Here is a 15,832-nt window from a genome sequence, read left to right on the forward strand (position 1 = left end):
GATCACTTGAAGGCGTTGGTGTAGAGCTTCTGCAGCTTCGGGCTCTTGACCTCGCTGTAGCCGCAGCCGATGACCTTCGCGTCGCCCTTGGCCGCGACCAGATAGGTCTTGCCCTTCTCGAACTCGGGCATCGGGATCGTGCTGGGCGCCGGCAGCACGACCCGGACGGTGTCGGTGCCACCGAAGCCGTCGGCGTACATCCACGTCTTCACCCGCAGCACGGCCGCGCTCCTGTCGACGCTCTCGACGGTGCCCTCGAAGGCCAGCGCCGCGTTCTTCGCCAACCACTTCGCGGTCGGCGGGATGCAGCGCGCGGCGTCGGCAACCACCGTCAGCTCGGTCGCTCCGTCGCCCTGGGCAGGGGCGGACGCCGACTCCGACGGAGGCGCAGCGGTCTCGGTCACCGTGGCCGTCGGCGAAGCGGGCCCGGCAGCAGGGTCCTCGGCGTCGTCGTCGGTGCCGAGGATGCCGAACGAGGCGACGACGGCGACCAGCACGACCGCGGCAGCGACGACGGCCGCGACCCAGCGCCATGGCGACTTCTTGGTCTCAGATCCGGCATCGACGCTCATGCCAACATCATGCCCCATCGTCGGCTGCGATCCTTGGACCCCTGTGACGGCCCGGTTGACACACACAGGCGAGGCCTGGATTTCGTGAACCCGGACCCCGCCAGCCGCTGCAGAACCTCACCCGGACTCTGCTTGAGGAGCCGAGCTCCCCAGATCCAGACGCTTCCCCGCAGTCGGCCACTGTGTGTGGAGCACCTATGCTGCGTTACCGATCTGTTGTCGAGACAGTGTCGAAAGTCCTCTTCTCCTGGGGCCTGTGGGCCCCACCCGTATCGCCTGATCAGGTCATCCCAGATGGCGATCGAGGAACCTGACGACCCTCCGGATGGACAGGTCCCACTGCGGACCGAAGGCGTGCTGCTCGCCCTCGTAGACCCACAGCCGCTGCTGCACGCCAGCCTCCGCCATCAGGTCCCGGGTCGTGTAGGCCCACCTGATCGGGCAGGACTCGTCGTTGGTCCCGTGGTGCATCTGCAGCGGCACCGCGATGCGGTCGAAGTACGTCCGCGCCGAGAGTCCCTCCCAGAACTCGGGCGCCGTCCTCGGATCGCCGTGCTTGCGATAGAGCCGAGCCACCTCGTCGGGGCGCGACGGCACCGCCCACCGGTTGATGTTGTCGACGATGTCCGAGGAGACCGACGCGTACGTCACTCCGGCCCGAACCAGGTCCGGTTGGGCGACGAGCACGTTCATCACCACTCCCCCACCCATGGACCGGCCGAGCAGCGCGGTGCGCTCCGGGTCGACGTACGGAAGCCTCTTCATCGCCTGGACGGCGTTGATGGTGTCGCGCGTGTAGCCGAGGCGGCTCTCGTCCTCCTCGGTGCCCTCCGGGATGGGCGAGGAGCCGGCGTGGCCGCGGTAGTCGGTGTGCAGGACCACGTAACCCTCCCGGGCCAGCCGGTCCTGCTCGCGCCGCAGCCCCTGGCCGGTGACGTAGATGTCGGTGTCGATGTGGCCGTGGGCGAAGACGACGCCGGGGAACGGCCCCTGCCCGCGCGGCCGGAAGAGCACACCGGTGATGGTCAGCCGTCCGCTCGGGTAGCTGACCTCGAAGCGGCGGTAGGCATCGGTGCTCCCCGCCTCCCGCAGCACCTTCACCCGCCCGCCCGGGAAGTCCTCCCGCATCAGCTGCGCGAGCGAGACCTTGTCGGTGACCGGCGGGAGCGTCTCGGACGGACTCTGCGAGGGCGACGCGGGTGACGACGAGGCCGTCGAGGTAGGCGGGCTCGTCGGGCTCGTCGGGCTCGGTGCCCGAGACGCCGGCGCACCGACCGGCTCACCACCGCATCCGACAAGCAGCACGGCCGAGACGACCACCCCCGCCAGCGCCTTCGGGCTCATGTCGCTGAGGGTAGTCCGATTCCTGGGCTGTCGGGGCTGGGGCGGTAGTCCAGGGAGTTTCGGTCGGTTTACTCGCCAGTAACCGGCCAGAACTCCCTGGACTATCCGAATCACCTGACATAACCCGAACAACGAAAGAGGGCCCCTCCCGAAGGAGAGGCCCTCTTTGGTGAGGCTAGCGAGCTGGGATCAGAAGCCCATGCCGCCCATGTCGCCCATGCCACCGGTCGGGTCGCCACCAGCGGCGGCCTTCTCCGGCTTGTCGGCCACGACGGCCTCGGTGGTGAGGAACAGCGCGGCGATCGACGCAGCGTTCTGCAGCGCGGAGCGGGTCACCTTGGCGGGGTCGATGATGCCGGCCTGGAGCAGGTCGACGTACTCGCCCGTGGCCGCGTTGAGGCCCTGGCCGATCGGGAGACCCGCGACCTTCTCCGCCACGACGCCGCCCTCGAGGCCGGCGTTGACGGCGATCTGCTTCAGCGGAGCCGAGATGGCAGCCTTGACGATCGCGGCACCGGTGGCCTCGTCACCGTCGAGCTCGAGCTTCTCGAACGCGGTGGTCGCGGCCTGGATCAGCGCGACACCACCACCGGGGAGGATGCCCTCCTCGACAGCAGCCTTCGCGTTGCGGACGGCGTCCTCGATGCGGTGCTTGCGCTCCTTGAGCTCGACCTCGGTGGCCGCGCCGACCTTGATGACGGCCACGCCGCCGGCCAGCTTGGCGAGGCGCTCCTGGAGCTTCTCGCGGTCGTAGTCGGAGTCCGACTTCTCGATCTCGGCGCGGATCTGGTTGACCCGGCCCTCGATCTGACCCTGGTCGCCCGAACCCTCGACGATGGTGGTCTCGTCCTTGGTGATGACGACCTTGCGGGCCTGGCCGAGCAGCTCGATGCCGGCGGTCTCCAGGGAGAGGCCGACCTCCTCGGAGATGACCTGGCCACCGGTGAGGATCGCGATGTCCTGCAGCATGGCCTTGCGGCGGTCACCGAAGCCCGGAGCCTTGACGGCGACGGACTTGAAGGTGCCCTTGATCTTGTTGACGACCAGCGTCGAGAGGGCCTCGCCGTCGACGTCCTCGGCCAGGATGACCAGCGGCTTGCCGGTCTGCATGACCTTCTCCAGGACCGGGATCAGGTCCTTCACGCTGGAGATCTTCGAGTTGACGATCAGGATGTACGGGTCGTCGAGGACGGTCTCCATACGCTCCGGGTCGGTCACGAAGTAGGCCGAGATGTAGCCCTTGTCGAAGCGCATACCCTCGGTCAGCTCGAGGTCGAGCCCGAAGGTGTTCGACTCCTCGACGGTGATGACGCCTTCCTTGCCGACCTTGTCCATCGCCTCGGCGATGATCTCGCCGACGGTGGTGTCAGCAGCGGAGATGGACGCGGTGGCAGCGATCTGCTCCTTGGTCTCGATCTCCTTGGCCTGCGAGAGCAGCTGCTCGGAGACGGCGTCGACGGCCGCCTCGATGCCACGCTTCAGGCCGGCGGGGTTGGCACCCGCGGCGACGTTGCGCAGGCCCTCGCGGACCAGCGCCTGGGCGAGAACGGTCGCGGTCGTCGTGCCGTCACCGGCGACGTCGTCGGTCTTCTTCGCGACCTCCTTGACCAGCTCGGCGCCGATCTTCTCGTAGGGGTCCTCGAGCTCGATCTCCTTGGCGATGGACACACCATCGTTGGTGATCGTGGGGGCGCCCCACTTCTTCTCGAGCACGACGTTGCGGCCCTTGGGACCGAGGGTGACCTTGACGGCGTCGGCGAGGGTGTTGAGACCCTTCTCCAGACCCCGGCGGGCCTCCTCGTTGAAAGCGATGAGCTTCGGCATTGCTCCTGCGATCCTTCACTTGGGAAGTTCGTTGGATCCGGTCCGATGGGTTGCCCGCGACGGACGACGCCGCTCCCGGCAGAACCCTTCACTGCCGCTCGCAACGCCTCAACGTCACCGGTCCGGTTGTTGTCACTCTCATGGTAAGAGTGCCAGCCTCATGTTTAGCACTCGACCCCCGAGAGTGCAAGAAATTCGGGACCGGTGACGGAGGAGGTCAGCCGACCTTGACGCTCTTCTCGACCGGCTCGGCGTCGCCGACCTCGACCTCGAGCGTGAGCTGGTGGCCGGGCTGGTTCTTGAAGTTGGTCCCGTAGGACACGGTCTCACCAGGCGCGAGCGGCATCGGCTGGTCGGGGTCGTACTTGGTGAAGTCGGCCATGTCGCTCTCGTCGCCGCCGTTGATCTTGAACTTCGTGTAGAGCTCGTTGTCGGTGATGCCGGGCATGCCGCCGAGGTAGGCCCAGTCGTCCCACTTGGCGTCGACCTCGACGTCGTCCTCCTCGAGGTCCACCGGCGAGCTCCCGTTGTTGGTGATGACGTAGTTGAGGAACAGCAGGTCGTCGCCCTTGACGATCAGCGGCTTCTTCGTCTTGTTGTCGACGACGTTGCCGTCCTTGGGCGCCTTGGCGGTGCCGGCGTCGTAGACGTCGACGGAGATGTCGCCGGCCTGGATGGTGATCAGCTTCTTGCCGGTCTCGTACGTCGGCTTGGCCCATGCCGGCGCCTTGAAGTCGCCGCTCGCAGCACCCTCCTCGGCAGAGGGCGAGGCGTCAGCCGTCTCGGACTCGGTGGTCTCGGCCGTCGATGTGTCCTCGCCGTCGTCGGAGCCGGAGTCGTCGGAGCCGCAGGCGGCGAGCGGGCCGGTGACGGCGACGAGCGCGAGCGCTCCGATCACGCTGCTGCGACGAGCGACGGGCTTACGGAAATGAAGTGCCACAGGTATCCCCCGAGAGATGTCAGGCCGTTGTCTTTACCTTCATCATGCCGGGTCCGTCGCGGCCCGGGGCAGCGCAACGCCGGTCAGAGACGCTTCGCGAGCTCGGCGAACTCGAGGTCGTCGCGCAGCGGCAGACCGAAGCGCTCGTCGCCGTAGGGGAAGGGCTCGAATCGGCCCGTCCGCTCGAACCCGCGCCGCTCGTAGAACGCGATCAGCTCCTCGCGCTGGCGGATCACCGTCATCCGGATCTCGCGCGCACCCCACGCCCGCGCGATCCGCTCCGCCTCGGCGATGACCTCTTTGCCGACACCAGCGCCCTGCAGCCGCGGCGACACCGAGAACATCCCGAAATAGACGTACGCATCCCGCTTCTCGAGCTGGCAGCAGGCGACGATCACCCCCGGCCGATCCGCCGGCTGCTCCGCGACCAGCAGTCGCGCACCCGGCCCGGTGATGACGTCGCGTACGCCCTCGGCATCCGTCCGCTGGCCGGCCAGCAGGTCCGCCTCGGTGGTCCAGCCGGCCCGCGAGGCGTCGCCGCGATAGGCGGACTCGATCAGCGCGACCAGGGCCTCGACGTCGGAGAGGGTCGCGTCACGGAAGGTCAGCTGGGGCACGCGCCCAAAATACGGCACCACAGGATTTGAATCGGATTCGCTAGACGAGAACACGTTCTAGTTGCCACACTCGGGATGTGACTCCGATCACTCTTCCCGACATCCTCGAGGCGATGGCCGACGCCGTCCCCGACCGTACCGCCGTGTTCACCATGGAGCACGCCTACAGCTTCGCCGAGGTCGATGAGCGCGCGACCCGGCTGGCCAACCACCTGCTCGGGCAGGGCATCGAGCCGGGCGACCACGTCGCCGTCCACTCCCGCAACCGGATCGAGTGGGTCGACGCGTTCTACGGGTGCATGAAGGCGCGCGCGGTGCCGATCAACATCAACCACAAGTACCTCCACGACGAGCTCGACCACCTCTATCGCAACTCCGACGCCGTGGCCGCGATCATCGGTCCCGAGCACGTCGAGGCGGTCGAGGCGCTCGGCCTGGGGATCCCGACGCTGGTGCTGGGCGAGGAGTACGACGAGGCGGTCTCCGCCGCTTCGAAGGAACGGCCCGACATCGAGCGCAGCCCCGCCGACCGCTACGTCATCTACACCGGCGGCACCACCGGGATGCCGAAGGGCGTCGAGTGGCGCCAGGAGGACATCATCCGGGCCGCGATGAACGCGAGCCGGTTCGGAGCGCCGTTCGACACCGTCGAGCAGCTCGCGCAGGAGGCGGCAGCGCAGGAGACGCCGATGGTGCTGCTCGCCTGCGGTCCGATGATGCACGGCGGCAGCCAGTGGATCATGGGCAACGGGCACGTCGGTGGCTGCACGGTCGCGCTCTACACCGAGCCGGCCTGGTCGGCCGAGACGATCCTCGACCTCGTCCAGGCCGCCGGGGTCAACTCGCTCACCTTCCTCGGCGATGCGATGGGCCGTCCGGTCGCCGAGGCGATCCTGCGCGAGCCCGAGCGCTGGGACCTGAGCAGCCTCTTCGCGGTCTCCAACGGCGCGGCGCCAATCTCGGCCGGCGTCCGCGCACAGCTCCAGGAGGCGCTGCCCGGCCGCTACCTCCTCGACACCTACGGCGCCTCCGAGTCGGGCGCGACCGGGATGCACGTCGACGACGGCAACGACGGGCCGCAGGCCGCGCCGAGGTTCCAGGTCGGGATCGACGTACAGGTCTTCGACACCGACCTGAAACCGTGCGCGCCCGGTGAGACCGGGATGCTGGCGCGCACCGGATCGATCCCGCTGGGCTACTACAACGACCCGGTCAAGACCGCCGCGACGTTCAAGGAGATCGACGGGCAGCGCTGGTCGGTGCCCGGTGACTTCGCGCGCCGCGAGGAGGACGGTTCGATCACCGTGCTGGGCCGCGGCTCGGGCTGCATCAACAGCGGCGGCGAGAAGATCTTCCCCGAGGAGGTCGAGGCGGTGCTGCTGCGCCACGCGGACGTCTTCGACACCGCTGTCGTCGGCACCCCGCACGAGCGCTGGGGCCAGCAGGTCACCGCCCTCGTGCAGCTGCGCGAGGGCGCCACGACCTCGAAGGACGCCCTCCGGGAGCACTGCCGGAGCCTGATCTCGGCCTACAAGGTGCCCAAGGACATCCTGCTCGTGGAGCGAGTCCCTCGCACGCCCGTGAGCAAGGTGGACTATCGTGCGAGCGCTGCGGTCGCCGCCGAGCTGCTCGAGGCGCGTACGTGACGACCTGCTGATCGGACGTACGGTTCGGTGCCGTACGGCCCTACCCCTGGCCCTACCAAGGAAGGCGCAGACGTCCCTGTGTCCGCCGTGATCCCCCTCACACTGCCCGACATCCTGGAAGCTATGGCCGATGCGATCCCGGATCGCACGGCCCTCGTCACCACCGAGCGCGCCTACACGTACGCCGAGATCGACGAGCGCGCCACCCGCCTGGCCAACCACCTGCTGAGCGTCGGGCTCGAGCCGGGTGCCCAGGTCGCCGTGCACGCCACCAACCGCATCGAGTGGGTCGACGCCCTCTATGGATGCCTCAAGGCCCGCACCATCCCGGTCAACATCAACCACGCCTACCGGCGTGACGAGCTCGCCCGGACGTACGCCGCCACCGACTGCGTCGCGGCCATCGTCTCCCCCGAGTTCACCGACGACCTCGACGAGCTCGACCTGAAGCTGGAGCACAAGGTCGTCCTCGGGCCCGACTACGACGCCAAGGTCGCTGCGGCGTCGAAGGAGCGGCCGACGGTCGCGCGAACGCCCGGTGACTGGCACATCATCTTCACCACCGGCACCACCGGCACCCCGAAGGGCGCCGTCTGGCGCCAGGAGGACCTGATCTGGGCGGCGCTGAACACGGTGCGCCGCAACGCGCCGATCCCGTCCGTCGAGGGCCTCGCCGCCGAGGCGGCCGCGCGCGAGTCCGGCGTGGTCCTGCTCGCCGGCGGGCCGCTGCTCCACGGACAGAGCCAGATGCTGCTCCTGCGCGCCCTGGTCGCCGGCGGCACCGCGGTCCTCGACACCTCGCCCACGTTCTCGGCGGAGTCCTTCCTCGACCTCGCCGAGCGCGCCGGTGCCACCGCGATCACGCTGCTCGGCGACGCCCAGGCACGGCCCGTCGCCGCGGCCCGGCTCGTCGGGAAGAAGCGCTGGCCGCTGCGCTCGCTCGCCGGCGTCTCCAACACCGCTGCCCCGCTCTCCAGCGGTGTCCTCGACGTCCTGCGCAACGCGTTCAACCGCCGCGTGATCGTCGACTCCTACGGCACCCTCGAGACCGGCGTCACCGGGTCCCGCGCCGACGACGGCTCTCCGCTCGTCCCCGGCGAGGCGCGTTTCATGGTCGGTCCCGAGGTCGAGGTGTTCAGCCCCGACCTCACTCCCGCGGCCCCCGGCGTCGAGGGCCTGCTGGCCCGCTCCGGCCCCTCCGCGCTCGGCTACTACAACGACAACGCCCGCTCGGCCACCGCGATCAAGGTGATCGACAACCGCCGCTGGACCTTCCCCGGCGACCTCGCCCGCCGCGAGCAGGACGGCTCGATCACCCTGCTCGGCCGGGCCGCCACGCTGGTACGCACCGGCGACCTGCAGATCCACCCCGAGCGCATCGAGGGCGTCCTGCTGGCCCACGACGACGTCGTTGACGCCGCCGTCTTCGGCATGCCCCACCCGCGCTGGGGCCAGCAGGTCGCCGCCCTGGTCCAGCTCGCCGACGCCAGCGAGATCACCGCCGCCGACCTCCGCAGGCACGCCCGCGAGATCCTCGGTGACTCCTACGAGCCCAAGCTCGTCCTGCTCGTCGAGTCGGTGCCGCGTACGCCTGCGGGGACCGTCGACTACCGCGCCGCCGCCGGGCTCACCGCCGACATGCTCAGCACCGGCGGCAAGGGTTCGGACGATGACAACCCCGCCACCGGCCCGTAGTCGTACTTCGGGCTGATATCGACCCGTAGCTCCTATGGGCTGATATCCTCGCATCTATCGCATGAGTCGATATCAGCCCATAGGAGCCGGTCGTGGCGGACTATCACCTCACCGCAAGGTCACCAGAAGCACTTGGCCAGGCCCTCGCACGCCTAAGGGCAAAGCGCGGCGTCACGCAGGACGAGCTCGCGGAGGCGCTCGGCATCTCGCGGCGATACATCTACGAGCTCGAGTCCGGTAAGCCGAACCTGTACGCCACACGCATCTTCGAGCTGCTCCGAGAGCTTGGTGCCCACATCGAGATCCACGCCCGGGTCGACGAGGGTCAGCACTGATGCGCGATCCCCTCGACATCTGGCTCTACGGCACACGGATCGCCACCGTGTCCGAGGCGCACGACGGCCGCCTCACCCTGTCTTGGACCGCTGAGTCGCAAGAACGTTGGCCAGAAGGGACGCGTGTGCTGTCGGCAAAGCTGACGGTCGGCGACGTGCCGGCTCCCGCACTGGTGAAGAACTATCTGGACGGACTTCTCCCAGAAGGGAACGCCCGGACCAACCATGCGATGAGCGCGGGCGTCCCGCCGGACGACTCGTTCGCGATGATCCGATCGTACGGTCGCGACACGACCGGCGCGGCCATCTTCGTCACCGCGGGGACACCTGATCCCACCGCCGAAGGGCGGTATGTACCCCTGACGCAGGACCAGCTCGCCGAACGGGTCCGACGCGCGGACGAGCACTCCCCGGCGAGCGCATTCGGGACGGCGGCAGAGTCGATCAGTCTTCCCGGGATGGTCCCGAAGATCGCCGTCCACCACGAGGACGGCGGCTGGTTCGCCTGCAAGGACGGGGCACCATCGACCTGGATCGTCAAACGAGGCAGCTCGGCGGAGTCCGGCATCGCCGATGTCGTCGACACCGAGGTCGCCTGTCTGACGCTGGCTCGCATGGTCGGCCTGACCAACATCGACGCGAAGATCCTGCAGTTCGAGGACGTACGTGCCATCGCGGTCTCCCGCTACGACAGGGATCTCGACGGGGCGCACCCCCGGATCCACCAGGAGGATCTCGCTCAGGCGATCGGGCTGAACACGTTGGATCCCAACCGGAAGTTCCAGTGGGGGTCGAAGATGCCCTCCCTGCTGCACGCCGCCGACGTACTCCGCCTCGACGGGGGCAACCCGGACGACCTCCTGCGACTGGTCACCTTCTCCCACCTCGTCGGCAACACCGACATGCACGCGAAAAACATCTCGTTCATCCGTCGGGCCGACGGGAGCGTGACCCTGAGCCCGGCCTATGACGTCTCGATGCACCTCCACCATCGCCGCGACAATCGGCGGTTCGCGTTGGACGTCAACGGAAAGTTCCTCGTCGACGAGGTCACCATCGACGACGTCGTCGACGAGGGCCGCTCGTGGGGCCTGCCGGAGCGACGCGCCATCCGCGTCGTGAACCGCACTCTCTCCCAGGTCGCCCGAGCCCTCGACACCATCGACCGCTCCGCCCATTCTGGTGTGAGCGCCGAGGCCTGGGACCTGATCGAGAAGCGCACCCTCGACGCACTGGTCTAGGACCTGGGTCGCAGCAGGCCTGACCGCCCCAAGACAATGAGAGAACTCGCCGAGCCGGGCGTGTCATGAGGCTGGCACGCGGCTTACGATCCCCGGCGCGCCGACGAGCTGCTTCGCTGAGTTGGGCATCCGGTTCCTCCATCAAGGTATGCAGGCATGCCCGCTTCCCGGGTGGAGCTCCACGCGGGAAGCGGACCTTCGGCTGCATACCTTGGCGAAGGCCCAGGGCCCTACGCCTGCGAGAGCCCAGCGTCCTCGAAGGCGTCGTAGTTGGGGGCGATGGTGGCGCGGGGGCCGACGATGCCGCTGACCGCGTCGAGGGTCTTGAGGCCGTGGCCGGTGTTGATGATCACCGTCTCCAGGCTCGGGTCCAGGGCGCCGTTCTCGACGAGCTTCTTGGTGACCGCGAGGGTGGTGCCGCCGGCGGTCTCGGTGAAGATGCCCTCGGTGCGGGCGAGGAGGACGATCGCCTGGCGGATCTCGTCGTCGGTGACCTCTTCGACGGCGCCGCCGGAGGAGCGGGTGGCGTCGAGGACGTAGATGCCGTCGGCGGGGTTGCCGATGGCCAGGGACTTGGCGATGGTGTCGGGCTTGACCGGGCGGATGGCGTCGACGCCGGCCTTGAAGGCGGTCGCGACGGGGTTGCAGCCGGTGGCCTGGGCACCGAAGATCCGGTAGGGCTTCTCCTCGACGAGGCCGAGCTTGATCAGCTCCTTGAACGCCTTGTCGACCTTGGTCAGCTGGGAGCCGGAGGCGACCGGGATGACGATCTGGTCGGGCAGGCGCCAGCCGAGCTGCTCGGCGATCTCGAAGCCGAGGGTCTTGGAGCCCTCGGCGTAGAAGGGACGTACGTTGACGTTCACGAACGCCCAGCCGTCCTCTTCCGCGGCGATCTCCTGGGCGAGCTTGTTGACGTCGTCGTAGTTGCCGTCGACGGCGATCAGGTTGTCGGTGAAGACGGCCGAGTTGACCTGCTTCGGCTGCTCGAGGTTGCTGGGGATGAAGACCGCGGTGGGGATGCCGGCGCGGGCTCCGGCGGCGGCGACCGCGTTGGCCAGGTTGCCGGTCGAGGGGCAGGCGAAGACCTTGGCGTCGAGCTCGCGGGCGGCGCTCAGTGCGCAGGCGACGACGCGGTCCTTGAAGGAGTTGGTCGGGTTGGTGGAGTCGTCCTTGACCCAGAGCTTCTCGACGCCGAGCTCCTTGGCGAGGTTCCGCGCGTCGAGGAGCCGGGTGAAGCCGGGCTCGGTGTTGGGGCTCTGCTCGATGTCGGCAGGCACCGGGAGGAGCGCCTTGTAGCGCCAGATGTTGCGGGGCCCGGACTCGATCTCCTCGCGGGTCACGGCCGGGAAGTCGTAGGCCACCTCCAGTGGCCCGAAACACTCCGGACAGGCGTAGTGCGGACCGAGGTCGATCTGGTGACCGCACTCGCGGCACGACAGGGCCGAGGCGTTCCCGAAAGCGCCCTCGCGCAGGCCCTTCGTCTCCGTGGTCGCAGCGCTCATGAGAAACCTCCTCCTCATCTTCCCCGATCACGTCTCTCGCGCCGGGCCGGAATTAGCACCTGCTCCGCTACCCGCCCTGGCATGGGAGGAGGCTCGCGGTCGGTTGCCGGGACTTCACTGGGCCGTTCCCTCAGTCCCTCTCGATGAGCAGTAGCGATCGTACGGCAGGTATCCGGTGTCGAACACACCCGGGTTCCACTCCGCGGACTACATGTCCACCATCCGGACACCAGGTCAGCGAGCACGGAGGCGGCGCAGCATCCGGGCGTCGTCGAAACCCACCGCCCGGGCCGCCGACTCCATCGTGTTCCCGGCCGCGAGCAGGTGATCGGCGCGCTCCCGACGCAGCGCCTGCTGGTAGCGGAGCGGGGTGAGGCCCGTCGCGCTCACGAAGGCGCGGGTCAGGGTGCGCTCGCTCACCCCGGCGCCCTCCGCCAGACCGGAGAGCGGAAGCTGCTCGGCGAACCGGGCGTCGATGACGTCCTGCACGTGATGAACGGTGTCGTCGAGATGGTTGCGATGGCGCAGCAGGACGCTCTCCTGCGGCTGGTCGCCGTTGCGGCGCGCGTAGACGACCATGTCGCGGGCGACCCGAGCGGCCAGCGCGGGTCCGTGGCGCATGGCGAGGAGGTGCAGACTCAGGTCGATGCCGCTGGCGATGCCTGCAGAGGTCACGATCCGGTCATCGCTGGTGAAGAGGACGTCACGCACCACCCGCGCCTTCGGATAGCGCCTCGACAGCGCGTCCTGCAGGTCGTGATGGGTGGTGCAGCGGCGCCCGTCGAGAAGACCCGCCTGACCGAGGGCGTCGGCGCCGGCACAGACGCTGGCCACCTCACCCCCGGCCGCATGGTGGGCGCGCAGTCGCTCGGCGGTCTCGCGGCTGAGCCGGGGGCCGGCGACGAGGTCGTACGCCGCCTGCCAGCCCGGCACGAGGAGCAGGTCGTCCGGTTCGAGGTCCCGCCACTCCCCGGTGGGCACGAGGGGCAGGCCCTGCGCCGAGGGCACCTCCCCCGACTCGGCGCCCGCGACGTACGCCAGGTCGTAGGGGTGCCCCAGGTTGCCCGCCGTGTGGAACGCCTGTGCGGGCCCGGCGAGGTCGAGCAGATGTACGCCGGGAAGCAGCACGAACACGACGGCGCTCATGCCGCAGATGCTGCCACAGCCTCCAGCTCGGCGATGGTGGCGATCTCGGCGAACCGGCCGCTGAGCACGAGCTTCGTACGCTCCACCACCTCCGCGGCAGACAGTCCGCCCAGGGGCTCGGTGGTGACGGCGTCGGCGACGTAGGTGACCCGGTAGCCGAGATCGAAACCGAGGCGCGCGTTGGTCTCGACGCACTGCTCGGCGCGGATCCCGCAGACCACGAGCTCGGTGACACCGCGCTCGGTCAGCACCTGCTGCAGGTTGGTCGTGGTGAAGGCGTTGTGCGCGGTCTTGCGCACCTCGACGTCGCCGGGCCTCGGACCGCTGAGGCCGTCGAGGTAGCGCACGTGACCCGAGTCCGGGTCGAAGGCTCCGCCGCTGCCGGGCTCGGTGTGCAGCACCCAGACGACGAGGTCGCCGTTGGCACGGGCCAGGCTCACCAGCCGGTCGGCACGCTCGGCGATGTCGGGGTGGAGGGTCTGCTCCCAGGCGTCCAGCTGACGGAAGGACTCTTGGATGTCGATGACGAGAAGGGCTCGATTGCTCATGTCACCAGTGTGCGAGCTGCCCGCTCGATGCACGAGGCATCAAGCGGGCAGCATCCGGAACGATCCGGTCAGGCAGCGGCGACCGAGCTCTGCGGCGTCGCAGCCGCTTCGGCGGGCGCGAGGGCGCCACGTACGACATCCCGGACGTCGCTGACCAGGTTGATCTGCAGCGCCTGCTTGACCTCGTCCGGCACCTCGTCGAGGTCGGGCTCGTTGCGCTGGGGCACGAAGACCTCGGTCAGACCGGCCCGCTGGGCCGCGAGCAGCTTCTGCTTGAGACCGCCGATGGGCAGCACCCGGCCGGATAGCGAGACCTCACCGGTCATGCCGACCTCGCTGCGCACCGGGCGACCGGTGGCCAGCGAGGCGAGCGCGGTGACCATGGTGATGCCGGCGCTCGGACCGTCCTTGGGGACCGCGCCCGCGGGCACGTGGACGTGGAGCGAGCGGTCCAGCACCTCGGGGTCGACGCCCAGCTCGGCCGCGTGCGAGCGGACGAAGGAGAGCGCGATCTGCGCGGACTCCTTCATCACCTCGCCGAGCTGACCGGTGATGTTCAACCCGGTCTGCCCGTCGGCCGCGGACGCCTCGATGAAGAGCACGTCCCCGCCGAGGCCGGTGACGGCCAGCCCGGTGGCGACACCGGGCACCGACGTACGCTCCGCCGACTCCGGCGTGAACCGCGGTCGCCCGACGAGGTCCTTGAGGTTGTCGAGGTCGATCTCGACGTGCTCGGCGCCGGTGGCCAGCTTCGTCGCCGCCTTGCGCAGCGCCTTGGCGATCAGCCGCTCGAGCTGGCGTACGCCGGCCTCGCGGGTGTAGTTCGCGGCCAGCTCACGCAGGGCGTCGTCGGAGATCGTGGCCTCCTCGGCGGTCACCGCGGCACGCTCGAGCTGGCGGGGCAGCAGGAAGTCGCGGGCGATGGCGACCTTGTCGTCCTCGGTGTAGCCGTCGATGGTGACCAGCTCCATCCGGTCCAGCAGAGCGCTCGGGATCTGCTCGACGACGTTGGCCGTCGCGATGAAGAGGACGTCGGAGAGGTCGAGGTCGAGCTCGAGGTAGTGGTCGCGGAAGGTGTGGTTCTGCGCCGGGTCGAGCACCTCCAGCAGCGCGGCCGCCGGGTCGCCCCGGTAGTCGCTGCCGACCTTGTCGACCTCGTCGAGGAGCACGACCGGGTTCATCGAGCCGGCCTCCTTGATGGCCCGCACGATCCGGCCCGGGAGCGCACCGACGTAGGTGCGGCGGTGACCGCGGATCTCGGCCTCGTCACGTACACCGCCCAGCGCGACCCGCACGAACTTCCGCCCGAGCGAGCGCGCCACGGACTCGCCGAGCGAGGTCTTGCCGACTCCCGGCGGACCGGCGAGCAGCACCACGGCGCCCGAGCCACGGCCGCCGATCACCTGCAGGTTGCGCTCGGCGCGACGGGCGCGGACCGCCAGGTACTCGACGATCCGGTCCTTGACCTCCTCGAGACCGTGGTGGTCGGCGTCGAGGACCTCGCGCGCGGCGGTCACGTCGGTGGAGTCCTCGGTCGTGACACCCCAGGGCAGCTCCAGCACCGTGTCCAGCCAGGTGCGGATCCAGGCGGTCTCGGGGTTCTGCTCGGAACCCCGCTCGAGCTTGTCGACCTCGCGCAGCGCGGCCTCGCGTACGGCCTCGGGGAGGTCGGCGGCCTCCACCCGGGCGCGGTAGTCCTCGGAGCCCTCGGGCTCGCCCTCGCCGAGCTCCTTGCGGATCGCGGCGAGCTGCTGGCGCAGCAGGAACTCCCGCTGCGTCTTCTCCATGCCCTCGCGTACGTCCTCGGCGATCTTGTCGCTGACCTCGGACTCTGCGATGTGGTCCTTGGCCCAGGCGATCACCTTCTCGAGGCGCTCGGCGACGTCCGGTGTCTCGAGCAGATCGCGCTTGGCCTCGTCGTCGAGGTAGGGCGCGTAGCCGGCGGTGTCGGCGATCTCGGACGGCTCGGTGAGCCGGTTGATCTGGTCGATGACCGGCCAGGCCTCGCGACGCTGCAGCACTGCGACGACCAGCCGCTTGTACTCCTCGGCCAGCTCCTTCGCGTGCTCCGAGGTCGTCTCCTCGGCCTCCTCGACCTCGACCCACAGCGCCGCACCCGGCCCGGTCACGCCGGAGCCGATCTTCGCGCGGCCGACGGCCCTCAGCACCGCCGCGGGCTCACCGCCCCGGAAGCGGCCGACGCGCTCGATGGTGGCCACGGCACCGTACGTCGCATACCGGTCCCCCAGCCGCGGCGCGACCAGCAGCCGGCTCTCCGAGCCTGCCCGGGCGGCGTCGACGGCAGCCTGCGCCGCCTCGTCGAGACCGATCGGCACGACCATCCCCGGCAGCACCACGGCATCCGAGACGAACAGCACAGGAAGCTTGTCCATGCGGACCCTCCTAGAAGAGTTGAGTGATA

13 protein-coding genes and 1 riboswitch are annotated in these 15,832 nt (G+C 69.2%); of the genes, 4 read left to right on the plus strand and 9 right to left on the minus strand.

The window, feature by feature from the left end:
* Positions 1–2 precede the first annotated feature (2 nt).
* From IEY81_RS12130 to IEY81_RS12150, 5 genes are all read right to left on the minus strand, one after another.
* Complete coding sequence (locus tag IEY81_RS12130) at positions 3–572, minus strand: hypothetical protein (protein WP_189118734.1); 570 nt, start codon at positions 570–572, stop codon at positions 3–5.
* A gap of 285 nt (positions 573–857) precedes the next feature.
* Entirely contained in the window at positions 858–1,916 is a 1,059-nt protein-coding gene (locus tag IEY81_RS12135; protein WP_189118735.1) for an alpha/beta hydrolase family protein, read from the minus strand.
* Between the two features lie 189 nt (positions 1,917–2,105).
* Positions 2,106–3,740: a chaperonin GroEL gene (gene groL, locus IEY81_RS12140; protein WP_189118736.1), complete on the minus strand. Its 1,635-nt coding sequence runs from the start codon at positions 3,738–3,740 to the stop codon at positions 2,106–2,108.
* A 217-nt stretch (positions 3,741–3,957) separates the two neighbouring features.
* Entirely contained in the window at positions 3,958–4,638 is a 681-nt protein-coding gene (locus tag IEY81_RS12145; RefSeq protein WP_189118737.1) for a hypothetical protein, read from the minus strand.
* Positions 4,639–4,763: 125 nt separating this feature from the next.
* Positions 4,764–5,297: a GNAT family N-acetyltransferase gene (locus IEY81_RS12150; protein WP_189118738.1), complete on the minus strand. Its 534-nt coding sequence runs from the start codon at positions 5,295–5,297 to the stop codon at positions 4,764–4,766.
* Positions 5,298–5,374: 77 nt separating this feature from the next.
* On the opposite strand from IEY81_RS12150, the gene IEY81_RS12155 reads away from it, so the two are divergent.
* The 4 genes from IEY81_RS12155 (at position 5,375) to IEY81_RS12170 (ending at position 10,214) form a co-directional block, all read left to right on the plus strand.
* Positions 5,375–6,943, plus strand: coding sequence for an AMP-binding protein (locus tag IEY81_RS12155; RefSeq protein WP_189118739.1), 1,569 nt, complete (start codon positions 5,375–5,377; stop codon positions 6,941–6,943).
* Between the two features lie 123 nt (positions 6,944–7,066).
* Positions 7,067–8,638: an AMP-binding protein gene (locus tag IEY81_RS12160; protein ID WP_189118740.1), complete on the plus strand. Its 1,572-nt coding sequence runs from the start codon at positions 7,067–7,069 to the stop codon at positions 8,636–8,638.
* Between the two features lie 92 nt (positions 8,639–8,730).
* Positions 8,731–8,973, plus strand: a complete 243-nt coding sequence (locus IEY81_RS12165; protein ID WP_189118741.1) for a helix-turn-helix transcriptional regulator — start codon at positions 8,731–8,733, stop codon at positions 8,971–8,973.
* Entirely contained in the window at positions 8,973–10,214 is a 1,242-nt protein-coding gene (locus IEY81_RS12170; protein WP_189118742.1) for a type II toxin-antitoxin system HipA family toxin, read from the plus strand. The genes IEY81_RS12165 and IEY81_RS12170 overlap by 1 nt, the downstream gene beginning before the upstream one ends.
* Before the next feature lie 230 nt (positions 10,215–10,444).
* On the opposite strand, the gene thrC is transcribed toward IEY81_RS12170, so the two are convergent.
* From thrC to lon, 4 genes are all read right to left on the minus strand, one after another.
* Positions 10,445–11,716 carry a threonine synthase gene (gene thrC / locus IEY81_RS12175; RefSeq protein WP_189118743.1) on the minus strand — a complete coding sequence of 424 codons (1,272 nt, stop codon included), beginning with the start codon at positions 11,714–11,716 and terminating at the stop codon, positions 10,445–10,447.
* Positions 11,717–11,727: 11 nt separating this feature from the next.
* Positions 11,728–11,866, minus strand: a riboswitch (SAM riboswitch).
* Between the two features lie 84 nt (positions 11,867–11,950).
* Entirely contained in the window at positions 11,951–12,862 is a 912-nt protein-coding gene (locus IEY81_RS12180; protein WP_189118744.1) for a GlxA family transcriptional regulator, read from the minus strand.
* Complete coding sequence (locus IEY81_RS12185) at positions 12,859–13,410, minus strand: isochorismatase family protein (protein ID WP_189118745.1); 552 nt, start codon at positions 13,408–13,410, stop codon at positions 12,859–12,861. Before IEY81_RS12185 ends, IEY81_RS12180 begins: the two co-directional genes overlap by 4 nt.
* Positions 13,411–13,478: 68 nt before the next feature.
* Positions 13,479–15,803, minus strand: a complete 2,325-nt coding sequence (gene lon, locus IEY81_RS12190) for an endopeptidase La (protein ID WP_189118746.1) — start codon at positions 15,801–15,803, stop codon at positions 13,479–13,481.
* Between the last annotated feature and the right edge of the window lie 29 nt (positions 15,804–15,832).

This window comes from Nocardioides luteus (genome assembly GCF_014648595.1).
Lineage (GTDB): Bacteria > Actinomycetota > Actinomycetes > Propionibacteriales > Nocardioidaceae > Nocardioides > Nocardioides luteus.